The organism is Bradyrhizobium sp. 930_D9_N1_4 (assembly GCF_052076015.1).
GTDB lineage: Bacteria > Pseudomonadota > Alphaproteobacteria > Rhizobiales > Xanthobacteraceae > Bradyrhizobium.
The window spans coordinates 843,578-866,343 of the sequence record NZ_CP197236.1; the positions used below are offsets into that span (position 1 = coordinate 843,578).

22 protein-coding genes are annotated in these 22,766 nt (G+C 65.0%); 17 read left to right on the forward strand and 5 right to left on the reverse strand.

The window, feature by feature from the left end; genetic code table 11:
- Nucleotides 1-208 precede the first annotated feature (208 nt).
- The 10 genes from AB7532_RS03905 (at nt 209) to AB7532_RS03950 (ending at nt 10,660) form a co-directional block, all read left to right on the forward strand.
- A complete protein-coding gene (locus AB7532_RS03905) occupies nt 209-1,111 on the forward strand; it encodes an ABC transporter permease (RefSeq protein WP_441233518.1) in 903 nt (300 codons plus the stop codon).
- A gap of 2 nt (nt 1,112-1,113) precedes the next feature.
- The gene (locus AB7532_RS03910; protein ID WP_441233519.1) at nt 1,114-2,175 is read left to right on the forward strand and encodes an ABC transporter ATP-binding protein; all 1,062 of its coding nucleotides are present in this window, start codon (nt 1,114-1,116) and stop codon (nt 2,173-2,175) included.
- A complete protein-coding gene (locus AB7532_RS03915; protein WP_028157233.1) occupies nt 2,172-2,369 on the forward strand; it encodes a hypothetical protein in 198 nt (65 codons plus the stop codon). The genes AB7532_RS03910 and AB7532_RS03915 overlap by 4 nt, the downstream gene beginning before the upstream one ends.
- The gene (locus AB7532_RS03920; protein WP_441233520.1) at nt 2,366-3,781 is read left to right on the forward strand and encodes an amidase; all 1,416 of its coding nucleotides are present in this window, start codon (nt 2,366-2,368) and stop codon (nt 3,779-3,781) included. The genes AB7532_RS03915 and AB7532_RS03920 overlap by 4 nt, the downstream gene beginning before the upstream one ends.
- Nucleotides 3,778-4,755, forward strand: a complete 978-nt coding sequence (locus tag AB7532_RS03925) for an ABC transporter ATP-binding protein (protein ID WP_441233521.1) — start codon at nt 3,778-3,780, stop codon at nt 4,753-4,755. Before AB7532_RS03920 ends, AB7532_RS03925 begins: the two co-directional genes overlap by 4 nt.
- A 215-nt stretch (nt 4,756-4,970) precedes the next feature.
- On the forward strand, nt 4,971-5,240 hold the full coding sequence (locus AB7532_RS03930) for a GlsB/YeaQ/YmgE family stress response membrane protein (RefSeq protein ID WP_441233522.1): 270 nt from the start codon (nt 4,971-4,973) through the stop codon (nt 5,238-5,240).
- A gap of 263 nt (nt 5,241-5,503) precedes the next feature.
- Entirely contained in the window at nt 5,504-7,249 is a 1,746-nt protein-coding gene (locus AB7532_RS03935) for a type I secretion system permease/ATPase (RefSeq protein WP_441233523.1), read from the forward strand.
- Nucleotides 7,246-8,577 carry an HlyD family type I secretion periplasmic adaptor subunit gene (locus AB7532_RS03940; protein WP_441233524.1) on the forward strand — a complete coding sequence of 444 codons (1,332 nt, stop codon included), beginning with the start codon at nt 7,246-7,248 and terminating at the stop codon, nt 8,575-8,577. The genes AB7532_RS03935 and AB7532_RS03940 overlap by 4 nt, the downstream gene beginning before the upstream one ends.
- Before the next feature lie 258 nt (nt 8,578-8,835).
- Nucleotides 8,836-10,305, forward strand: coding sequence for an AMP nucleosidase (locus AB7532_RS03945; RefSeq protein ID WP_441233525.1), 1,470 nt, complete (start codon nt 8,836-8,838; stop codon nt 10,303-10,305).
- A gap of 79 nt (nt 10,306-10,384) precedes the next feature.
- On the forward strand, nt 10,385-10,660 hold the full coding sequence (locus AB7532_RS03950) for a DUF1488 family protein (protein ID WP_441233526.1): 276 nt from the start codon (nt 10,385-10,387) through the stop codon (nt 10,658-10,660).
- 184 nt (nt 10,661-10,844) lie between these two features.
- Here the strand turns inward: AB7532_RS03950 and AB7532_RS03955 are convergent, their stop codons facing one another.
- Complete coding sequence (locus AB7532_RS03955) at nt 10,845-11,327, reverse strand: CinA family protein (RefSeq protein WP_441233527.1); 483 nt, start codon at nt 11,325-11,327, stop codon at nt 10,845-10,847.
- A 166-nt stretch (nt 11,328-11,493) separates the two neighbouring features.
- On the opposite strand from AB7532_RS03955, the gene AB7532_RS03960 reads away from it, so the two are divergent.
- Genes AB7532_RS03960 through AB7532_RS03970 form a run of 3 tightly spaced genes read left to right on the forward strand, consistent with a single transcriptional unit; the run spans nt 11,494 to nt 14,117 of the window.
- Nucleotides 11,494-12,552 (forward strand): amidohydrolase family protein, encoded by a 1,059-nt coding sequence (locus tag AB7532_RS03960; protein WP_441233528.1) that lies wholly within the window; start codon nt 11,494-11,496, stop codon nt 12,550-12,552.
- A gap of 25 nt (nt 12,553-12,577) precedes the next feature.
- A complete protein-coding gene (locus AB7532_RS03965) occupies nt 12,578-13,687 on the forward strand; it encodes an amidohydrolase family protein (protein ID WP_441233529.1) in 1,110 nt (369 codons plus the stop codon).
- 16 nt (nt 13,688-13,703) lie between these two features.
- Nucleotides 13,704-14,117, forward strand: a complete 414-nt coding sequence (locus AB7532_RS03970) for a Rieske (2Fe-2S) protein (protein WP_441233530.1) — start codon at nt 13,704-13,706, stop codon at nt 14,115-14,117.
- A 178-nt stretch (nt 14,118-14,295) separates the two neighbouring features.
- On the opposite strand, the gene AB7532_RS03975 is transcribed toward AB7532_RS03970, so the two are convergent.
- Nucleotides 14,296-15,621 (reverse strand): MFS transporter, encoded by a 1,326-nt coding sequence (locus AB7532_RS03975; RefSeq protein ID WP_441233531.1) that lies wholly within the window; start codon nt 15,619-15,621, stop codon nt 14,296-14,298.
- A 144-nt stretch (nt 15,622-15,765) separates the two neighbouring features.
- Nucleotides 15,766-16,665 carry a transcriptional regulator GcvA gene (locus AB7532_RS03980; RefSeq protein ID WP_441233532.1) on the reverse strand — a complete coding sequence of 300 codons (900 nt, stop codon included), beginning with the start codon at nt 16,663-16,665 and terminating at the stop codon, nt 15,766-15,768.
- A gap of 110 nt (nt 16,666-16,775) precedes the next feature.
- Here AB7532_RS03980 and AB7532_RS03985 point away from each other — a divergent pair, with 110 nt between their 5' ends.
- Together AB7532_RS03985 and AB7532_RS03990 are read left to right on the forward strand one after the other, a co-directional pair.
- Complete coding sequence (locus tag AB7532_RS03985; protein ID WP_441233533.1) at nt 16,776-16,979, forward strand: DUF1127 domain-containing protein; 204 nt, start codon at nt 16,776-16,778, stop codon at nt 16,977-16,979.
- A gap of 67 nt (nt 16,980-17,046) precedes the next feature.
- The gene (locus AB7532_RS03990) at nt 17,047-17,670 is read left to right on the forward strand and encodes an N-acetyltransferase family protein (protein ID WP_441233534.1); all 624 of its coding nucleotides are present in this window, start codon (nt 17,047-17,049) and stop codon (nt 17,668-17,670) included.
- A gap of 271 nt (nt 17,671-17,941) precedes the next feature.
- On the opposite strand, the gene AB7532_RS03995 is transcribed toward AB7532_RS03990, so the two are convergent.
- Both AB7532_RS03995 and AB7532_RS04000 read right to left on the reverse strand, forming a co-directional pair.
- On the reverse strand, nt 17,942-18,772 hold the full coding sequence (locus AB7532_RS03995; RefSeq protein ID WP_441233535.1) for an enoyl-CoA hydratase: 831 nt from the start codon (nt 18,770-18,772) through the stop codon (nt 17,942-17,944).
- A 124-nt stretch (nt 18,773-18,896) separates the two neighbouring features.
- On the reverse strand, nt 18,897-19,598 hold the full coding sequence (locus AB7532_RS04000) for an SDR family NAD(P)-dependent oxidoreductase (RefSeq protein ID WP_441233536.1): 702 nt from the start codon (nt 19,596-19,598) through the stop codon (nt 18,897-18,899).
- A 222-nt stretch (nt 19,599-19,820) separates the two neighbouring features.
- Between AB7532_RS04000 and AB7532_RS04005 the strand changes: the two genes are divergently transcribed.
- Complete coding sequence (locus AB7532_RS04005) at nt 19,821-21,605, forward strand: acyl-CoA dehydrogenase family protein (protein ID WP_441233537.1); 1,785 nt, start codon at nt 19,821-19,823, stop codon at nt 21,603-21,605.
- 44 nt (nt 21,606-21,649) lie between these two features.
- Nucleotides 21,650-22,738 carry a Zn-dependent alcohol dehydrogenase gene (locus AB7532_RS04010; RefSeq protein WP_441233538.1) on the forward strand — a complete coding sequence of 363 codons (1,089 nt, stop codon included), beginning with the start codon at nt 21,650-21,652 and terminating at the stop codon, nt 22,736-22,738.
- Nucleotides 22,739-22,766: the final 28 nt, after the last annotated feature.

The following is a 22,766-nucleotide window of genomic DNA, read 5'->3' on the forward strand; positions in this document are numbered from 1 at the left end:
AAATGAGCCCAGCTGTAGCCAAGCAAAAGGTGCGCTCCCTCCCCCGCTTGCGGGGGAGGGTTGGGGAGAGGGTGTCTCCGCTCGCGAGACCCCCCCAGAGGAGAAAACCCTCACCCGTCGCTTCGCGCCGACCTCTCCCGCAAGCGGGCGAGGTGCACCGCGTCCTTGGCTTGCACCGATTGCATCAATATCGACCGGGAGCCAGCCGATGAGCGAGCTTCCGTTGTCAGCCACCGCCGATGCCGCGCTGCAGGCCGCGCCTGCCACCAAGGCGCGGGGCTATTGGGCGACCGTCGGCCGCCGCATCCGGCGCGACAAGGTCAGCATGGCCTGCGCGCTGGTGCTGCTCTTGATCTTCCTCTCCGCGGTGCTCGCGCCATGGCTCGGTCTCGAAGATCCCTACAAGGGTTCGATGATCCGTCGCCTCCGCCACATCGGCACGGTGGGTTACCCGCTCGGCACCGACGAGCTCGGCCGCGACATGCTGGCGCGGCTGATCTATGGCGGCCGGCTGTCGCTGGTGATCGGCATTCTGCCTGTCATCCTCGCGTTCTGCATCGGTACTTCGCTCGGCCTCGTCGCCGGCTATGTCGGCGGCAAGCTCAACACCGCGATCATGCGCACGATCGACGTGTTCTATGCCTTCCCCTCCGTGCTGCTGGCGATCGCGATCTCCGGCGCGCTCGGCGCCGGCATTCTCAATTCCATCGTGTCGTTGACGGTCGTGTTCGTGCCGCAGATCACCCGCGTCGCCGAAAGCGTCACCACCGGCGTGCGCAACATGGATTTCGTCGAGGCCGCGCGTGCGTCAGGTGCCGGTCCCTTCACCATCATGCGCGTCCACATTCTCGGCAACGTGCTGGGTTCGATCTTCGTCTACGCCACCAGCCTGATTTCGGTCTCGATGATCCTGGCCGCCGGCCTCTCCTTCCTCGGGCTCGGCACCAAGCCGCCGGAGCCGGAATGGGGGCTGATGCTGAACACCTTGCGCACCGCGATCTATGTCAATCCCTGGGTCGCAGCATTGCCGGGCGCGATGATCTTCGCGGTCTCGATCTGCTTCAATCTGCTCTCGGACGGCCTGCGCAGCGCCATGGACATCAGGAATTAGCCATGAGCGAGAGCAACAAATTCGTTGAAATGCTGGAGCCGGTCGAGGACGTCGGCGGCGTCGCGCAGCCGCTGCTGCAGGTCAGTGGCCTGACAAAACACTTCCCCGTGCGCGGCGGCCTGTTCGCGGCGAAGCGCACCGTGCGCGCCGTTGACAACGTCTCCTTTTCCGTCGCGAAGGGTGAGACCGTCGGCATCGTCGGCGAGTCCGGCTGCGGCAAGTCCACCACCGCGCGCCTCTTGATGCATTTGATGCCGCGCGATACCGGCGACATCATCTATGACGGCATGACCGTCGGCCAGTCCTTGTCGCTGCGCGAGTTGCGCCGCGGCATGCAGATGGTTTTCCAAGACTCCTACGCCTCGCTCAATCCGCGTCTGACCATCGAGGAATCGATTGCGTTCGGCCCCAAGGTCCACGGCATGGCGGACGGCGCGGCGCGTGCGCTGGCGCGGGAGCTGCTCGGCAAGGTCGGCCTGGTTCCTGCAAACTTCGCCAACCGCTATCCGCACGAGATCTCCGGCGGCCAGCGTCAGCGCGTCAACATCGCGCGTGCGCTGGCGCTGTCGCCGCGCCTGGTGATCCTCGACGAAGCCGTCTCCGCGCTCGACAAATCCGTCGAGGCGCAGGTGCTCAATCTGCTCGCCGATCTCAAGCGCGAGTTCGGCCTGACCTATCTCTTCATCAGCCATGACCTCAATGTCGTCCGCTACATCTCGGACCGCGTGCTGGTGATGTATCTCGGCGAGGTCGTGGAACTCGGCCCGGTCGACCGGGTCTGGGATAGCCCCGCGCATCCCTACACGCGCGCGCTGCTCGCTGCGATGCCGTCCTCCGATCCCGATCGCCGCACCGAGAAGCCGCCGATCACGGGCGATCCGCCCAATCCGATCGATCCGCCCCCGGGCTGCCGCTTCCGCACCCGTTGCGCGTTTGCGGAGCCGCTCTGCGCAAATGCAGCACCAAAGCTCACGGCCGTCGATAGAATGGGCCACGAGGCCGCGTGCTACATGGCAATTCCGGGTTCAGGCCATAGCCGCGCGCCCGCAGAGGAAACCGCATGACGAGACCGACACCGAAGGAGATCAAGCCGATCGCGCAGGTCGCGGGCGTCCCCGTGGACGACGAGATCGCGACCCGCATCTCCAGCTCCATCGGACCTGCCTTCGAAGGCTTTGAGGCCATCGCCGGCACGCTGCCGTTCGACCTCGAGCCTGCGCTCTATCCGATCGCGCAGACGCAGAAGGTGTCGAAATGAGCCGTGAGCCTGCCTTGATGACGCTCACCGAGGTCGCGCGTGCGATCGCGATGAAGCAGCTGTCCTCGCATGAGGTGACGCGCGCGCTGCTGCATCGCATCGCGCAATGGCAACCGCATCTCAACGCCTTCATGTCGATCGAGGCTGAGGCGGCGCTGAAGGCGGCCGAGACCGCCGATTCCGAGCTGGCCAAGGGCAATAGCCGCGGTCCGCTGCATGGCGTGCCGCTCGCGCACAAGGACATGTATTACGATGCCGGCCACGTCTCGACCTGCGGTTCGCTGATCCGGCGCGACTTCGTTCCGACGGTGACCTCCACCGCCTTGCAGCGCCTGAAGGATGCCGGCCAGGTCCGCCTCGGCACGCTGCACCTTGCAGAGTTCGCCTACGGTCCGACCGGGCACAACGCCCATTACGGGCCGGTGCGCAATCCCTGGAACGTCGCGCATATCACCGGCGGCTCGTCCTCGGGCTCCGGCTCCTCGGTCGCAGCGCGCCTGACCTATGCGGCGCTCGGCTCCGACACCGGCGGCTCGATCCGCATGCCCGCGCATTTCTGCGGCGTCACGGGTCTCAAGACCACCGTCGGCCGTGTCAGCCGCGCCGGCGCGATGCCGCTGTCGCAATCGCTCGACACCGTCGGCCCGCTCGCCCGCACCGCTGAAGACTGCGCGTTGCTGTTGGCGCTGATGGCAGGCGCCGATCCTGCGGATTCGACCTGTAGCCATGAGCCGGTGTCGGACTATGTTGCGGCAACCAGGGGCTCGCTGAAGGGCCTCAAGGTCGGCGTGCCCTCGTCGTTCTATGTCGACGATCTCGACAGCGAGGTCGCGCGCGTGCTGGACGAGACCATCGCGGTGCTCAAGCGCGAGGGCGCCGACATCGTCACGGTCGAGCTGCCGGACCAGCGGCAATTGTCCTCGGCGAGCCAGCTCGTGCTCGCGGCGGAAGCTGCCGCCTTCCACAAGCGCTGGATGATCGAGCGTCCGCAGGATTACGGCCCGCAGGTGCTGATGCGGCTGCAGAACGGTCTTGCCGTTCCCGCCATTACCTATCTCGAGGCGATGCGCTGGCGCGGTCCCGCGCTTGCCGCGCACAATGCGGCCACGGCCGGCGTCGACACGATCCTTGCGCCGGCTTCGCCCGTGCCGGCGCCGACGATCGAGGAGAGCGATGTCGGCGGCGGACCGAACGCGCCGGCCATGGTGCAGCGGCTGACGTTGTTCACCCGTCCGGTGAATTATCTCGGCCTGCCGTCGCTGACGATTCCATCAGGCTTCACCAAAAGCGGCCTGCCGGTCGGCATGCAGCTGATCGGCCGCTCCTTCGATGAAGCGACCCTGCTTACCATCGGCGCCGCATTCCAGCGCGTCACAGACTATCACGACCGGGTACCCAAACTGCCGTCATGACAAAGCTCGTCGACATCTCAGGCCTCAACATCCGTTTCACCGGAGAGCGCACGGTCTATGCCGTGAACGATCTCAATCTCTCGCTCGGGGATGGCGAGGTGCTGGGCCTGCTCGGCGAGTCCGGTTCGGGCAAGAGCGTGACCCTGCGTGCGCTGATGCGGCTGCTGCCGCGCAAGCGCACGCAGATTACGGGCAGGGTCAACGTGATGGGCCGCGACGTGCTCGCCATGAATGACGAGCAGCTGTCGTCGTTCCGCGGCCAGACCGTCTCGATGATCTTCCAGGAACCCGCGCTCGCGCTCGACCCGGTCTACACCATTGGCGCGCAGATTGCCGAAAGCGTCGTCCGCCACGAAGGCAAGTCTTATGCGGAGGGGCGGGCGCGCGCGCTCGAAATGCTCGAGGTCGTGCGCATTCCCTCGGCCAAGCGCCGCCTCGATGCCTATCCGCACGAGATGTCCGGCGGCATGCGCCAGCGCGCGATGATCGCGCTCGCGCTCGCCTGTCGTCCAAAAATCCTGCTCGCGGACGAGCCGACCACCGCGCTCGATGCCACCGTGCAGATCCAGATATTGTTGCTCTTGCGCGAACTCCAACGCGAGTTCGGCATGTCCGTGATCTTCGTCACCCACGACATCGGTGTCGCCATCGAAATCTGCGACCGCGTGGCGGTGATGTATGCCGGCCAGATCGTGGAGCAGGGGACCTTGCGCGACATCGTCCGTAGTCCGGTGCATCCCTACGCCAAGGGCCTGCTCGCCTCGACGGTCCACGGCGCCAAGCGAGGCGCCCGCCTCGAAACCATCCCCGGCACCCCGCCGTCGCTGGCCGAAAAACCCCACAATTGCTCCTTCGCCCCCCGTTGCAAGCTCGCCGAGCCGCGCTGCGTCGAGCAACTGCCGCCGAATGTCGACGTGGGACCGGGCCGGGCGGCAAGGTGTGTGCTGGCGGAGCCGGTGACGGCGGCGTCGTAGCCGGGGCGCTCCTCCCTTTAAAATTCCTCCACGACAACACCGGCTTGTCACAGTTCACCCCGCGCACACGGCCGGGCGCGTTTCTACTGTGCATGGGGTTGTTTTCGACATTTTTTGTTTCCGCAGGCGCAACCCGGCCGGCGGGAACAGCATTCACACCCCATTCATCCCGGTTCCAGTTCCATGGGGCCGTTCATGGAGAGGGACTTCACCTTATGTACATTTCTGGCCAAAGCCTCATCGTCATCCTGTTCGTCGGTCTCGTCGCCGGCTGGCTCGCCGGCAAGGTGGTGCGCGGCAGCGGGTTCGGCATCATCGGTGACATCGTGGTCGGCATCGCCGGCGCATTCGTCGCGAGCTTCCTGTTCCCGAAGCTCGGCATTCATATCGGCGGCGGTCTGGTCTCGGAGATCATCTATTCCGCGATCGGCGCCGTCATCCTGCTGCTGGTGGTGCGGCTGGTGCGCGGTGGCGGCCGGCTCTGACGTCACATTGGCTCGTCGAGACGGAATATTTCGCCTCTCCCCTGCTGGGGAGAGGCCGCGATCTCTGCTATAAAAAGCCGCAAAGACTGTGAAATACCGGACTTGCGTGCGGGGCCGTCAGGGGGTGATGTGGCGCCTCGGGGTTCTGGATGAATTCGGCAGCGTCGGCCGCTGGGGAGACGCGTTGTTAATCCGGGGCGAGTACCCCTGAACCGCCTGTGAAATCAGGGGCCTTGGCCCCTCATCTGAAAGAGATCAGACTGATGGCAGCCCTCCATGGCGTCCGCCGTTCAGAGCTCGGTGACGCCTTGCGCGCCTGTCGCACGGCGTTCGTCGGCGTCGGCTTGATGAGCTGCATGATCAACCTGCTCTATCTGACCGGGTCGATCTTCATGCTGGAGGTCTACGACCGGGTGCTGCCGAGCCGCAGCGTTCCGACCCTGGTCGGCCTGATCATCCTCGCCAGCTTCCTCTACATGGCGCAGGGCGTGCTCGACATGATCCGAAACCGGATCCTGGGGCGGATCGGCACCGCGCTGGATGAAGCCCTCAACAAGCGTGTGTTCGACACCGTCGTGCGCCTGCCGCTGCTGGTCGGCAACCGCAACGAGGGCCTGCAGCCGCTGCGCGACCTCGACAATGTCCGCTCCTTCCTCGGCAGCATGGGCCCGAGCGCGTTCTTCGATCTGCCCTGGCTGCCGCTCTATCTCGCCATCTGCTTCGCCTTCCACGTCATGATCGGCGTCACCGCCCTGATCGGCGCCATCATCCTGGTCGGACTGACGGTGGTTACCGAGTTCATGTCCCGCCAGCCGGCGAAAGAGGCGATGGGCCTTGCCGCCCAGCGCAACGATCTCGCCGCCTCCAGCCGCCGCAACGCCGAAGTCATGGTGTCGATGGGCATGACCGGCCGCATGAACGCACGCTGGAGCGAGGCCAACGAAAAATATCTCGACGGCAACCAGCGTGCCAGCGACGTCGCCGGCGGCCTCGGCGCGGTCGCAAAAGTGCTGCGCATGATGCTGCAATCGGCCGTGCTCGCGGTCGGCGCCTATCTCGTCATCCACCAGGAGGCGACCGCCGGCATCATCATCGCCGGCTCGATCCTGTCCGCCCGCGCGCTGGCGCCGGTCGATCTCGCCATCGCGCACTGGAAATCATTCGTCGCGGCCCGCCAGAGCTGGCAGCGCCTCACCCGCCTGCTGGAGCAGATGCCGGCGCAGACGATGCCGACCCAATTGCAGGCGCCCACCAGCCGCCTCTCGGTCGAAGGCATCGCCATGGTGCCGCCGGGCGATCAGCGCCTGATCGTGCAGGACGTCACCTTCGCGCTCGCCGCCGGCAACGGCCTCGGCGTGATCGGACCGAGCGGCTCCGGCAAATCCTCGCTGATCCGTGCGCTGGTCGGTGTCTGGCACCCGGTCCGTGGTAAGGTGCGGCTCGACGGCGCGGCGCTCGACCAATGGTCGTCCGACATCCTCGGCCGCCACATCGGCTATCTGCCGCAGGACGTCGAACTGTTCGGCGGCACCATCGCGCAGAATATCGGCCGCTTCGATCCCGAGGCGACCTCGGACGGCATCATCGCGGCGGCCAAGGAAGCCGGCGTGCACGAGATGATCATCAAGATGCGCGAGGGCTACAACACGCAGGTCGGCGAGCAGGGCACCGCGCTCTCCGCAGGCCAGGCGCAGCGCGTGGCGCTGGCGCGCGCGCTCTACGGCAATCCGTTCCTGATCGTGCTCGACGAGCCTAACTCCAATCTCGACACCGAAGGCGACGAGGCGCTGACCCGCGCGATCCGCTCGGCGCGCGACCGCGGCGCCATCGTCATCGTGGTGGCGCATCGCCCGATCGGCGTCGAGGCGGTCGACCAGATCCTGGTGCTGCGTGACGGCCGCATGCAGGCCTTCGGGCCGAAGGAGCAGGTGCTCGCCCAGGTGCTCCAGCCGCGCGTGACGCCGCCGGCGCCGATCAAGATCGTCAGTGAAGGCGGAGCCAAGGCATGAGCACGATGGCGATCGGTGGCAAGCCTGCCGCAAAGCGGACCGTGCGGGACTCGATCCGGTTTCATCTGCTTCTCGGTCTCGCGATCATCTTCGTCCTCGTCGTCGGCCTCGGCGGCTGGGCGTCCACGGTGCTGATCTCGGGCGCGCTGATCGCGCCGGGCCAGATCGTGGTCGAATCCAACGTCAAGAAGGTGCAGCACCCGACAGGCGGCGTGATCGGCGAGCTTCGCGCCCGCGACGGCGACCTGGTCAAGGCCGGCGACATCCTGGTGCGGCTCGACGACACCGTCACCAAGGCGAACCTCGCCATCGTCACCAAGAATCTCGATGCAGCGCAGGCGCGCACGGCGCGACTGCAAGCCGAGCAGCGTGGCCTCGACAAGATCGAGTTCCCGCAAACCCTGCTCGATCGGGGCAAGGACCCTGATGTCAACGCGCTGCTCTCTGCGGAGACCAAGCTGTTCGACGTTCGTGTCAACGGCCGCGCCGGCCAGAAGGCGCAGCTCCGCGAACGCGTCCTTCAGCTCAACGAGGAGATCGAGGGCCTGTCCGCGCAGGAGAAGGCCAAGGACAAGGAGATCTCGCTGATCCAGAACGAACTCACCGGTGTCCGCGAACTCTACGACAAGCGTCTGGTCCAGATCTCGCGTCTGACCCAGCTGGAGCGCGACAGCGCCCGGCTCAACGGCGAGCGCGCGCAATACATCGCCTCGCGCGCACAGGCCAAGGGCAAGATCACCGAGACCGAGCTCCAGATCATCCAGGTCGACAAGGATATGGTCAGCGAGGTCTCCAAGGACTTGCGCGAGACCAATGACAAGGTCGGCGAAATGATCGAGCGCAAGGTCGCCGCCGAGGACCAGCTCCGCCGCGTCGACATCCGCGCGCCGCAGGACGGCATGGTGCTGCAATCGACGGTGCATACCGTCGGCGGCGTCGTCACCGCCGGCGACGCCCTGATGCTGATCGTGCCGCAAGCGGACGACCTCCAGGTCGAGGCCAAGGTCAATCCGGTCGACATCGACAAGCTCCAGATCGGCCAGAAGACGCTGCTGCGCCTGTCCGCCTTCAACCAGCGCACCACGCCCGAGCTCAACGGCTTCGTCACCCGCGTCTCGCCCGATGTCACCACCGAACAGCGCACCGGCCAGAGCTACTACACGATCCGTGTGTCAATGCCCGCGGAAGAGGTCGCCAAGCTCGGCGATTCAAAGCTCATCCCCGGCATGCCGGCGGAAGCCTTCGTCCAGACCGGCGACCGCACCATGCTGTCCTATCTGCTGAAGCCGTTGCACGACCAGTTGATGCGGGCGTTCCGGGAGAAGTGACGCGCGAAAAGCGCGTCGTTCCGGCGCGCGCCTCATACTTGCTGTCATCGCCCGGCTTGACCGGGCGATCCAGTATTCCAGAGACGTCAGAGATCGAATCGAGGGGCCGCGGCGTACTGGATGCCCCGGTCAAGCCGGGGCATGACGGCTGTGTGCGTGATGCTCGCTCCGGGTGGGCACGCTTTCGCTTTGCCCACCCTACGGCACCGCCTTCTTTGCTATAGTTCGACTCAAGCCCTGCAACCCGGCGGTCGACCCATGCAATCCCCACCCACCATCGCCACCGAATCCTTCTCCGATGCCGCCGCGGCCGTCGCCCGCCTCGAAGACATCTACGAGCGCAACACGAAGTTCCTGCGCGACCGCTTCGAGGCCTATGTCGGCGGCGAAGCGATCACGACGCGGGTGCGAGCCTACTACCCCTTCGTCCGCCTCACCACCGCGACGCATGCGCGGCTGGATTCGCGGCTTGCTTACGGGTTCGTCGCCCGGCCCGGCGTGCATGAGACCAGCGTGACGCGGCCGGATCTGTTTCGTGCCTATCTCACCGAGCAGATCGGATTGTTGATCCAGAACCACGGCATTCCCGTCGAGATCGGCGAATCCGTCGAACCGATTCCGGTTCACTTCGCCTATCGCCGCGACATCAACATCGAGGCCGCGATCACCACCAGCGAGAATTCGCCCGTCGCGCGCTCGCTGCGCGACGCATTCGACGTGCCCGACCTCGCCACCATGGACGATGCCATCGCCGACGGCACCTTCGAGCTTCAGCCCGGCGCGCCCGAACCGCTGTCGCTGTTCCGCGCCGCCCGCGTCGATTACTCGCTGCGCCGGCTCTACCACTACACCGGCACCGACCCCGAGCACTTCCAGAACTTCGTCATTTTCACCAACTACCAATTCTATGTCGATGCCTTCGCGCAAGCCTGCCAGCAGCGGCTTCAATCCGGCGAGGCGGGCCTCGACGCCTTCGTCGCGCCCGGCAATGTGATCACGCGCAGTGGCGGTGCCACCAGCGGGGATGCACCGGTGCGGGCGCCGCAGATGCCAGCCTTTCATCTGGTCATGCCGGGCTATCGCGGCATCACGCTGATCAACATCGGCACCGGCCCGTCGAATGCGCGCAACGTCACCGATCACGTCGCGGTGCTGCGCCCGCATGCCTGGCTGATGCTCGGCCATTGCGCGGGCTTGCGCAACACGCAGCGGCTCGGCGACTACGTGCTCGCTCATGGCTATGTGCGCGAGGACCACGTGCTCGATCACGAGCTGCCGCTGTGGGTGCCGATCCCGGCGCTGGCCGAGATGCAGGTCGCGCTCGAACAGGCCGTCGAGGACGTCACGGGGCTGGAAGGGTTCGAACTGAAGCGCCTGATGCGCACCGGCACCGTCGCCAGCGTGGACAACCGCAACTGGGAGATATCAGGGCCTGAGGTGATCCGCCGCATGTCGCAATCGCGCGCGGTCGCGCTCGACATGGAATCGGCCGCGATCGCCGCCAACGGCTATCGCTTCCGCGTTCCCTACGGCACGCTGCTCTGCGTCTCCGACAAGCCGCTGCATGGTGAGATCAAGCTGGCGGGCATGGCCAGCGAATTCTATCGCCGTCGCGTCGGCCAGCATCTCGAGATCGGCCTGAAGGCGCTGGAGCGGCTGAAGCAGCAGGAGTCCGAACGGCTGCACTCGCGAAAACTCCGCAGTTTTGCCGAAGTCGCGTTCCAGTAGAGCGGCATCCCGTCTCTTTGCGGCTGACAAGCCGGGCAATTTTCAGCATTGTCGGCGCGGGGCCGACCGGACTGTTTCAATGCCGCTCTTGCGCGACAAGATCATCGGCCATGACCTTGAACGGCTGGCCTTTCGCTTCACCATGATGAGCGACAGCGAGGCGGTGCAGTGCCAGATCAGCGACGCCGCGATGGACGCGCTCGCGGGCATGCAGGGCACCGAAAGCAGCGCGCGCCAGGCGCAGTTTTTGTCCCTGCGCGAGACCATCGAGCGGATCGCATCGGATATCTATGACGAGGCACCGCGGGTGCACGGCTATGTGGTGCGGATTTTCATGCGGCATTTGGGGCGGTAGCTGCTGCTCGGGCTTCCGCTGTCGCGCCTCATTCTCTGCTGTCATGCTCCGGCTTGACCGGGGCATCCAGTACGCCGCGGGCTATCGAATCAATCACAACGGCCTCGGAGTACTGGATCGCCCGGTCGAGCCGGGCGATGACAGCTGTGTTGAGGCTGCCTCCGGCTCGCTCACACGCGGCAGCTTACCCCTCCAGCTTCCTCAGCAACAATCTCAACGCCGTCGCCGCAAACACCTGCATATTGCCGAAGCGGTCATTGCCACCCGTCTCCAGCGTGATCACTTCCGTCGCAGGTCCCGCCACTGCCATGCAGCTGTGCCCGGCGGCATCTCCATAGCGGTTGCCGGTGGGGCCGGCGGCGCCGGTCTCGGAGAGGCCCCAGTCGGAGCTGAACCGGCCGCGCATCTGCTCCGCCAGGAGTTTTGCGTAGGGCTCCGACGAGGAACGAAAGCCCTTCATTCCTTCATCCGAAATATCCATCAGCACGCGCCGGGCATCGCGGGTGTAGACCACGGCGCCGCCGAGGAAATAGGCCGACGCGCCGGGCACCGCGAGCAGGCTTGCCGCGATCAGGCCGCCGGTGGAGGATTCCGCGACCGCAATGGTCTGTTTGCGCGCGATCAGTTTGGCCGCGACCTGTTCCGCAATGCCGACGAGCTCTTTCATCCCCAAAACCCCTTGTTCATCCGCAACCGAGCTACGCCTTCCTAGCATATGACAGAAGCCTTGGCCGAGTTGCGGGCGGCGGGCAGGCCTGCTTGAATGGCGGGACACAAGACGGTCGCCGCGAAGTGCCGCCGACAAAACGAGGAAACGTGAGAAGGGAGACGTCATGGCGTCCCTGATCGCCGGCGCGGTGGATTGCGATGTGCATCCGGCCGTGCCGCATCTGACCAGCCTGCTGCCGTACCTGAGCGATTATTGGCGCGATCAGGTGACGACGCGCGGCATGGTCGATCTCGTCTCGCAATCCTATCCGCAGAATTCGCCGATCGTGGCACGGCCCGACTGGCGCCCCGAGACCGGCAAGCCGGGCGAGAGCCTGGAGGACATGCAGCGCCATGTGCTCGATCCCTTCCAGCTCAGCTACGCCATCTGCAATCCGCTTTACGGCGTGCAGATGGTGTTTTCGGAGGACATGCAGGCCGCCTTCTGCAGCGCGCTGAACGCGTGGCTGGCGAAGGAATGGCTCGACCGTGATCCACGCCTGCGTGGCTCGATCGTGATCCCGACGCAGAGCATCGAGAAGGCCGTCGCCGAAATCGAACGCTGCACGCAGGACAGGCGCTTCGTGCAGGTGCTGATGCTGGTGATGGGCGACACGCCGCTCGGCAAGCGCGCATTGTGGCCGATCTACGAGGCCGCGGAACGGCTCGATCTGCCGGTCGGTATCCACGCGGGTTCCGCCTATCACAATCCGCCGACCGCCGTGGGATGGGGTTCCTACCACATCGAGGATTATGTCGGTCAGGCCCAGGCGTTCCAGACCCAGCTCACCAGCCTGATCGTCGAAGGCGTGTTCGCCAAATATCCGCGGCTCAAAATGGTGATGCTGGAATCCGGCGTCTCCTGGATCTCGCCCTATCTCTGGCGCTTGCACAAATTCTGGCGCGGGGTGCGGATGGAGACGCCCTGGGTCGATCGCGCCCCTCTCGAAATTGTGCGCAGCAACATCCGCTTCTCGTTACAGCCATTTGATGCGCCGCCGGATGAGGCGACATTAAATCGCCTGTTTGATCATATGCAGTGCGACGAATTGGTCCTATTCTCCACGGACTATCCGCACTGGCAGTTCGACGGCCAGGACGCGCTGCCCGAGGGGCTCACCCCCGATCTCGTGCGCAAGATCATGATCGACAATCCGCATGCAACCTATCCCCGCCTGACGTGAGCCCGCTGCCAAAGGAGGCAAGGCGATGAATATCCAGTTTCGCGAGAGCCAAGACGCCGCTTCCCCACTGACTGCGAAGACCGCGATTGCGGACTGCGACATCCATCCGGCACGCGCCACGCGCACCGAGCTCTACCCGTATCTCGCCAAACGCTGGCAGCATCATCTCGAAGTCTACGGCGTCCATGCCTATCAGGGCATGACGGAAGGCCCGCCCTATCCGAAGGCTCAGCCCAACGCTTCACGCCGCGATGCCTATCCGCCGGAGGGTGGCCCGCAGGGCTCCTCGCTCTCCTTCATGCAGAAGCAGTTGCTCGATCCCAACAATATCCAGCTGGGCGTGCTCAACCCGCTCAACACCGGGCAGGGCATCCGCAATCACGAGCTCTCGGCGGCGCTGTGTTCCGCGATCAACGACTGGCAGATCGACAAATGGACCTCCAAGGACAAGCGCCTCAAGGCCTCGATCGTCGTCGGCAATGAGGATGGATTGTCCGCCGCTGCGGAAATCCGCGAGCGCGCCGGCGACAAGAATTTTGTCCAGGTGCTGCTGCTCAGCCGCAATGTCGAGCCGCTCGGCCAGCGCCGCTACTGGCCGATCTATCAGGCCGCGGAAGAGGCGGGCCTGCCGGTCGGCGTGCACGCCTTCGGCTTCGGCGGCAACCCGATCACGCCGTCGGGCTGGCCGAGCTTCTACATCGAGGAGATGGTGGGACACTCGCAATGCCAGCAATCGGCGCTGGCGAGCCTCGTGCTCGAAGGCGTGTTCGAGCGCTTCCCGAAATTGAAGATGGTGATGATCGAGGCCGGCTTCGGCTGGGCGCCGTCGCTGGCGTGGCGGCTCGACAAGGTCTGGCAGCGCCTCAGGAGCGAGGTACCGCATGTAAAGCGGCCGCCGTCGGAATATATCCGCGAGCAGGTGTGGTGGACCACACAGCCGATGGAGGATCCGGAACAGCGCGAGGATCTGTTCGATGTCATCAAGTGGATCGGCTGGGACCGCTTGCTGTTCGCGACCGACTATCCGCATTGGGATTATGACGAGCCGTCGCGTGTGTTGCCGGCGGGCGTCAGCGAGGACAATCGCGAGGCGTTCTATCTGGGCAACGCGAAGAAGCTGTACGGCATTTCCTGATGGCAAGAATTTCCTGATGGCAAGACATGTGATTGCCGCGGTCGATGAGCTTCCGCCGGGCACACGAAAATTTCTGGAGATCGACGGTCGGCCGATCGCGGTCTTCAACATCAAGGGCGAATATTTCGGCCTGATGAACCGCTGCCCGCATCAGGGTGCGGCCTTGTGCGAGGGCCCGCTGATCGGCCTCGCGCAATCGAGTGACCCCGGCGAGATCGAATACACCAAGCTCGGCGAGATCATCCGCTGTCCCTGGCACGGCTGGGAGTTCGACATCCGCACCGGCCAGTCCTATTGCGACCCCCGCCGGTTTCGCGTGAAGGCGTATGCGGCCCATGTGGAGCCGGGTGCCAGCGTGGTGAAGGGGCCCTATGTCGCCGAGACGATTCCGGTGAAGGTCGAGAGCGACTACGTGGTGGTGGAGCTCTAACCCCGCGGTCAGTGCGCTCCCTCGCCTCGTTCTTACGGGGAGAGGGTTGGGGTGAGGGGCCTCTCTCCGCAGATGAGATAACCGTGAGACCTGTCCCCCCTCACCCGGATCGCAAGCGCGATCCGACCTCTCCCCGCAAGCGGGGAGAGGTGAAGAAGAGCGCGCGCCGGGACGACGGCTAATGCCCCGCGACCGGCTCCGGTACCGCGTCATAGGTCGGCACGGCCTTGCCGCCACCGCGATACACCACAGACGCCGCGATGATGCCGAGCACGGCCGCGAGCATCAGCCAGTAGCCGGGGGAGGCCTTGTCGCCGGTATGCTCGATCAGCAAGGTCGATGCGAACGGTGTGAAGGTGCCGAACAACGCGGCTGCGAGCGCAAACGCCAGCGAGAAGCAGGTGGTGCGGACATGCGCCGGCACGATCTCGACGAGCGCGCCGAGCATGGTGCCGCTGTAGACGCCGAAATAGAACGAGAACATCATCTCGACCGCGAGCAGCTTGCCGAAGGTCGGCGCCGCCACCAGCCAGTGCAGCGCCGGGTAGGCGGTAATGAGCGCCAGGCAGGCGATGGTCAGCAGCACCGGCTTGCGGCCGATGCGATCGGACAGCGCGCCGCCGACCGGATTCCAGAAGAAGTTGGTCACGGCAACGAGCAGCGTCACCAGCAGCGCATCCTGCGTCGACAGCTTCAGCACGGTCTTGCCGAAAGTCGGCGTGTACACGGTGACGAAGTAGAACGTCGTCGTGGTCAGGACCGCGATCATCATGCCCAAGATGACGATGCGCCAGTTGGCGAGCGCGGAAGCGAACACCTCGTTCGCGGTCGGATGCTTCTTCATGGCGAGGAAGGCCGGCGTCTCCTCCAGCGTCCGCCGCAGGAAGAAGATCAGCGGAATGATCATGCAGCCGACGAAGAAGGGAATGCGCCAACCCCAGGCGGCGACCGTGTCGGCCGGCATCACCTCCGAGAGGATGAAGCCGAGGATCGAGGCCACGAAGATCGCGACCTGCTGGCTCGACGACTGGAACGAGGTGTAGAAGCCGCGATTGCCGGGCGTGGAGATTTCCGCGAGATACACCGAGACGCCGCCGAGCTCGACACCGGCGGAAAAGCCCTGCAACAGCCGGCCGACCAGCACGATGATGGGCGCCGCAATGCCGATGGTCGCATAGCTTGGGCAGAACGCGATGACGACGGTGCCGATCGCCATGATGGCCAGCGTGACGATCAGGCCCTGACGGCGGCCGATGCGGTCGATATAGGCGCCGAGCACGATCGCGCCGACGGGCCGCATCAAGGCGCCGAGCCAGAACACGCCGAAGGTGTTGAGCAGCGACGCGGTCTCGTTGGTGGAGGGGAAGAACGCCTTGCCGATGGCGGCGGCATAGAAGCCGAACAGGAAGAAGTCGAACTGCTCGAGGAAATTGCCCGAGGTGGCGCGCAGGATCGCGCCGATGCGCGACTTGATCTCGGGCGGATTGGTTGCTGGTCCAGCCATGACGTTGCTCCCCTTGGAAAGGCGTGGCCGAACCGGAACTCGTTTCACGGCAAGCCGACAGATTGATGCTGCGACAATCTGTCCTACCCCTCCCGCGCGGGGCGCGGCGAGTCAACCGATTTCAGTGCGGAAGCCGATGATTTTTCAGGCTTTATTTTGCGTTGCAGCGATCATCCAGTCGCGGAACGCGACCAGCTTCGGCGCCTCCCGGCGGCCCTCGGGCGCAACTAGGTAGAAGCCGGCGTCGGCAGGCAGCGCGATCTTGAAGGGCACCACGAGCCGGCCTTTGGCGATGTCGTCCTGCACGTAGGACGTCCGCCCCATCGCCACGCCGATGCCGTCGATCGCGGCCTGGATGGTCATGAAGATCATGTCGAAGGTGATGCCGGGTTGCCGCGCGATATCGGCCGGCAGGCCCGCCGCCGTCAGCCACAGCCGCCAGTCATCGCTGTTGGCGTTGGACGTGTGCAGCAGCGGATAGCCCTTCAGATCCTCCGGCTGACGCAGCGGCCTGTCGCCGCGCAGCAGCGACGGACTGCACACCGGAAACAGCTCGTCCGCCATCAGCCAGTCGGCGCGCAGGCCCGGCCATTGCCCGCGGCCATAGCGGATCGCGGCATCGACATTGTCGCGCTGGAAGTCGACGAGGCTCGTCGATGTCGTGATGCGGACGTCGATGCCGGGGTGCTGCTCCTGGAAATCGGTCAACCGCGGCAGCAGCCATTTGGCGGCGAGCGAGGCCAGCGTCGAGACCGTCAGCACCTTGTCGTCGTCCTTGCGCAGAAGCCGGTCGGTGGCCAGGCGCAGGTCGTTGAAGGCGGCGCGGACGCCCGGGAGGTAGTCGCGCGCCTCCGGCGTTAACGCCAGCGCGCGGTTCTGCCGGATGAACAGGCGGATGCCGAGCTCCTCCTCGAGCCTGCGGATCTGATGGCTGATCGCGGTCTGGGTCACGTTCAGTTCGGACGCCGCCAGCGTGAAGCTGAGATGGCGTGCGGCGGCCTCAAAGGCCCGCAATCCGTTCAGGGAGGGCAATCTGGCAGTCATCTGGCAACAGGATGCATGACGTTATTTCATGCGAAGAGGTACAAATTGTCGTTTGTCGCAGCGCGGTAGGAAGCAGATATTAGCGGTCAAGTTAGCTCAAGGAGCTGAAAATGTCTACTTTGACCCACAATTCGATGACAAATCATCATGCGCCTGGCCTGCTCCAGCAGATCGGCGAGACCCTTCACGTCTGGCACGAGCGCTACCGGACCCGGCGCGAACTCGCCCACTGGACGGCCCGTGATCTCCACGACGTCGGCCTGTCCTGGACTGACATTGCCTACGAGGCTGACAAACCCTTCTGGCGGGCCTGATTGGCCGCCAGGCCGGCGCCGCCTGTTCACAGGGGCGCCGGCGGTCCCTCTCTCCAGGGCACATGTCATGAGCATTCTTCGTCTGGAAGATCTGAAGCAGTATTCGGATGTGCTGCTCACCCGGCAGGGCGAGGCGATCAACGTTCGCTTCATCGAGCCGCGGGACACTGAAGAGCTTCAGCACTATTTCCGTTCGCTTTCGACCCGCTCCCGCTACAACCGCTTCTTCGGCGCGATCAGCGAATTGCCGAAGGGCCTGCTGAATGATTTCCTTCAGGTCGGTGAACGTGAGCGTTTCACAGTTGTCGCGACCAAGCAGGTCGACGGCTTCGAGACGATCGTTGCTGAAGCGCGCTACGCGCTGCATGCCGAGACCTCGATGCTCGAGTTCGGTCTCTCGGTTGACGACCGCTGGCAGGGTCACGGCATCGCGACCGCGCTCATGAAAAATCTCGAATGCCGTGCCGCCGCGCTCGGCGCCGAGCACATGTTCGGCGACACGCTGCGTTCCAACGAGGCCATGATCGCGCTGGCCCGCAGATACGGCTTCGCCTTCGTCAATCATCCCGACGACTGGAAGCTGGTGCGCTTCGACAAGGACATCTCGGTCGCCCCGAAAGACATTCCCTGCGCGAGCTGGCGTCTCGCCGCCCTTTCCCGTCAGGCCGAAAGCCCCTCAGCCTCGGTCTGACACCACTCCAAGCCCGGCTCTGGTCAATCAGAGCCGGGCTTTTTTTTGCCCTCACTCAGCGCGCCGCGTAGCCCGGATGGAGCGATTTGCATCCCGTCATCCTGAGGTACGAGACGCGGGGCGTAGAGCGCCGCGCGGGGAGCCTCGAAGGATGAGCGGCCCGGCTGCTCATGACACGTGACTCGCAGCAACAGTCGGGCCGTCGCCCTTCGAGGGCCGCTGAAGAAGCGGCCGCCTCAGGGTGACGGTCAAAGAGTCTCGAGTGCCGCTACTACTTCCCCGTGAACACCGCCTTGCGTTTCTCGATGAACGCCTGCACCGCCTCCTTGTGATCGGCGGTGGTGGTCAGGCGGATCAGGCGCTCGGCCTCGTGGTCGCGGGCGGTCTCGAAATCGAACAGCAGGGCCTCGTCGAGATTGTCCTTCATGTAACGCAGCGCAAGGCGGGGACCTTCTGCGAGCGATTTTGCCAGAGTGAAAGCTTCGGTCTGCAATTTGTCGTCGGGCACGACGCGGTTGACGAGGCCGATAGCTTCGGCCCTGATGGCATCGACGCGATCGCCGGTGAACAGCAGCTCGCGTGCCCGGGCGGTGCCAACCAACCGCGTCAGCAGCCAGGCGATGCCGTAATCGCCTGATAGCGCGATGCGGGCATAGCCGGTGGCGACGAAGGCCGATTGCGCGGCGATGCGGATGTCGCAGGCCATGGCGATGGCGAGACCCGCGCCGACTGCGGGGCCGGGCAGGGCTGCGAGGGTCGGCTTGCGGATCGACACCAGAGCGCCAGTGAGCAAACGCTGACGCTCCTGGAGATCGGCGACCTTGTCGTCGAAGGACATCTCGAGCTTGGCCTTGTCGCGATGCGCGCCCATGCCCTTGACGTTGCCGCCGGCGCAGAACGCTTCGCCCGCGCCGGTGAGCAGCAGCGCGCCGACACCCGGATTCTCGCCGCAGGCGCGGATCATCGTGCGCAGCGCCGGCGTGAGCGTGTCCGACAGCGAATTGCGCGCCTCCGGCCGGTTCAGCGTGATGATTGCGACGCGGTCGCGGATGACGCAGAGGAGTTCGTTGGTGCCGGTGTCGATGGTGGTGTCCGTGGTCATGTCGCCTCCCTTTTCTTTCGTCATTGCGAGCGAAGCGAAGCAATCCAGGCTGCCTCCGCGGAAATAGTCTGGATTGCTTCGTCGCTTCGCTCCTCGCAATGACGGTTGTTGTCGTATGATCGCCTCAAAATTTCTCCACCCAGGGCCGCAGCTCGAGCTCCCAGCTCCAGGCGCTGCGCGGCTGCTGCAACACGTTCCAATAGCTCTCCGCGATCGCATCGGGGTCGAGCATCGAATCCGGCTTGTCGTCGGGCTCGGTCCGCCCTGCGCTCTTGATGCCGCCGTCGATCACGAAATGCGCGATGTGAATGCCTTGCGGCGAGAGCTCGCGCGCCAGGCTCTGCGCCAGCCCGCGCAGCGCGAACTTGCCCATCGCGAACGAGGCCGACTGCGCATAGCCCTTGACGCTGGCCGACGCCCCGGTGAACAGGATCGCGCCGTGCTTGTTCGGCAGCATGCGCCTGGCCGCCTGCTGCGCCACCAGAAAGCCGCCATAGGCGCTGATCGCGATTGCCTGCGCGACATCGGCCGGAACGAGATCGACGAACGGCCCACGCGTGCGGCCGCTGGCGTTGTAGACGACGAGGTCGGGCGTGCCGATCTCGCGCTCGACGAGGCCGAACAGCCGTTCGACCTCCTCGGGCTCGGTGGCGTTGCAGGCATAGGCCTTCGCCCCTGTCTCGCTGCAGAGCGCACCCAGCTTCTCGATTTTTCGCGCAGCCAGCGCGACGCGAATGCCTTGCGCGGCCAGCAATCGCGCCAGCGAGGCGCTCAGACCTTCGCCGGCACCGACGATGAGGGCGATCTTGTATTTCGGGTGTTCCATGGCGTGATCTCTCGGAAACAGGGAGTCGCTGATCTATGCATCCGCTGTGCGGACAACCAGCGGGATCGAGCACAATTCCGCAGAGCGAATTGCTCCTTCACGGCGATCATGCCTCCCTGACAATTTGCGGCTTTATCGCACTCCGCGACTGGAGCATGATCGACATCATTCAACGCGGCAAGCTCTAAGAATTGCCGTCGGGCGGGAACGAAGAGGACGATCATGCACAAGCCGGTCACAGCGCAGCCACAAAATGCCGCGGCCGCACCATCCGGCCTGCTGGCGCCCGATACATCCGGCATGAATTTCTACCGCGCCGATCAGGCGTTGACGGATCTGCTGCGCATCCATCTGCCGGACACGCTGTTCCGCCACATCGAGCCGCATCTCGATCGCCTCGGCGAGCTCGCTGGCGGGCCACTCGACGAATGCGCACGCCTCGCCGACCGGCACACCCCGGTGCTGCACCAGCGCGACAAGTTCGGCCGTGACGTGCAGTGGATCGAATACCATCCGGCCTACCGTGAGCTGGAGAACGCCGCGTTCGGCGAATTCGGCATTCACGCGCTCTCGCTCGCCAAGGGCATCATGGGCTGGCCGGACAAGTACCCCGTGGTGGCCAAGCACGCCTTCACGTTTCTTTTCAACCAGACCGAATTCGGGATGGGCTGCCCGATCAACGTCACCGACGGCTGCGCAAAATTGCTTTCGAATTTCGGCAGCGAGGCGCTGAAGGCGAAATATCTCGATGGCTTGACCCAGACCGACATGAGCAAGCTGACCCAGGGCGGCCAGTTCATGACCGAGAAAGAGGGTGGCTCCGACGTCGGCACGCTGACGACCACGGCCGTGCAGGAGGGCGACCATTGGCGCCTCCACGGCGAGAAATGGTTCTGCTCGAACGCCGACGCCAAGGTCGTGATGCTGCTGGCGCGCCCCGAAGGCGCCGGCCCCGGCACGCGCGGCGTCGGCCTGTTCCTGATGCCGCGCTTCCTCGACGACGGCTCGCAGAACCACTATCGGATCGTGCGTTTGAAGGACAAGCTGGGTACCCGCTCGATGGCGTCGGGGGAGATCAAGCTCGAAGGCGCGATCGCCTATGCCGTCGGCAAGCTCGATCGCGGTTTCGTGCAGATGGCCGAAATGGTGAACTCGTCGCGGCTCTCCAACGGCGTGAAATCAACTGCGCTGATGCGCCGCGCCTATCATGATGCGATGACCGTGGCGAAGAACCGCGTGGTGTTCGGCAGCCGCATCATCGACCTTCCGCTCGGCCGCCGCCAGATGCTGAAGATCATGCTGCCGGTGGAGCAGGCGCTGTCGATGAGCTTCCTCACCGCGGATGCGCTCGATCGCGCGGAAGCCGGCAGCCAGGATGCAGCGGCTTTGCTGCGCATTCTGACGCCGACGCTGAAATTCCGCGCCACGCGCGATGCGCGCAAGGTCTGCGGCGATGCGCTCGAGATGCGCGGCGGCATCGGCTATATCGAGGAGTTCGCCACGCCCCGCCTGCTGCGCGATGCGCATCTCGGCTCGGTCTGGGAAGGCACCGGCAATATCGTCGCGATCGACGCGCTCCGGCGCGCAGTCGGAAGGCATGGCGCGGAATCTGCGCTCGCCGCCGATCTGCATGCGCGGCTTGATGACAGCGCGTCCGTGCCGCAGGCCTGGCGCGACAAATTGCGCGGTCTCGTCGATCGCGCCGTGGGTTTTGCGCGTGAGGTCGCGGGCAAGGCTGACAACGAGGCCGATGCGCGCCGCGCCACCAGCCTGCTCTATCATGTCGCAAGCGCGGTCGCGCTCGCCTGGGAGGCGCACCGCATCCATGAGATGCGTGGCGATGCGCGCCGGCTGCTGCTGTCGCGGCTGGTGATCGACCATCGCGTGACGCCGGGCGATCCGTTCCGGCTGACGGAAAATGCCGGGCAAGCGAAGATCGCGGCGCTGCTGCTTGGTGATCGCGTGGCCGCCATGAGTGAGGTTGGCGAACTGGTTCTGGCGGCGTAGGCTGCACGCCACGATCAAACAAAAAACGCGATAGGGAGTGCTCGATGAAGGCCGCTGTCCTCTATGAAGTCAACAAGCCCCTGGTCATCGAGGATGTCAGCCTGCCGAAGCCCGGCCCGCGCGAAGTCCTGATCCGCACGACCGTCGCCGGACTCTGCCACTCCGACCTGCATTTCATGGAAGGCCTCTATCCGCATCCGCTGCCCGCAGTGCTCGGGCACGAATCGGCCGGCGTGGTCGAGCAGGTCGGCTCCGACGTGACCTACGTGAAGCCGGGCGATCACGTCGTCACCTGTCTGTCGGTGTTCTGCGGCACCTGCGACAATTGCACCACTGGCCGCACCGTGCTCTGCACCGACACCACCGTAAAGCTGCTGCCGGGCGCCTCCAACCGGATGCAGTGGAACAGGTCGGAGAAACTGCATCAGTTCCTCAATCTCTCATCCTTCGCCGAGCAGATGCTCGTGCACGAGAACGCCATCGTCAAAATCAGGAAGGAGATGCCGCTCGATCTCGCCGCCCTGATCGGCTGCGGTGTCATCACCGGTTACGGCGCGGTGGTGAACACCGCAAAGGTGACGGCAGGCGAGACCGTGGCGGTGATCGGCTGCGGCGGCGTCGGCATGGCCGCGATCAACGGGGCGCAGATCGCCGGCGCCGGCCGCATCATCGCCATCGACACCAATCCGGCAAAGCTCCAGCTCGCGACCAAGCTGGGCGCCACCGACATCATCAATCCCGCCGACGGCGACGTCGTGAAGCAAGTCCGCGACCTCACCAATGGCGGCGTGCATCATTCCTTCGAGGTGCTCGGCCGCAAGGAAACCGCCGAGCAGGCCTTCGGCATGCTCGCCTCCGGCGGCACCGCCACCATCGTCGGCATGATCCCGTTCGGCCAGAAGATCGAGCTGCACGGTTTCGATTTCCTGAGGGAGCGGCGGATCCAGGGCTCTTCGATGGGCTCCAACCACTTTCGCGTCGACATGCCGCGGCTGGTCGATTTCTACTTGCGGGGACGTCTGCATCTCGAGGACTGGATCTCGGCCAAGCTGAAATTGTCGGAGATCAACTACGGCTTTGCCGCCATGAAGGCGGGCAAGACGCTGCGCAGCGTGATCATGTTCGATAGCTGAGCCTGATCGCCGGATACCAATTGTCGGA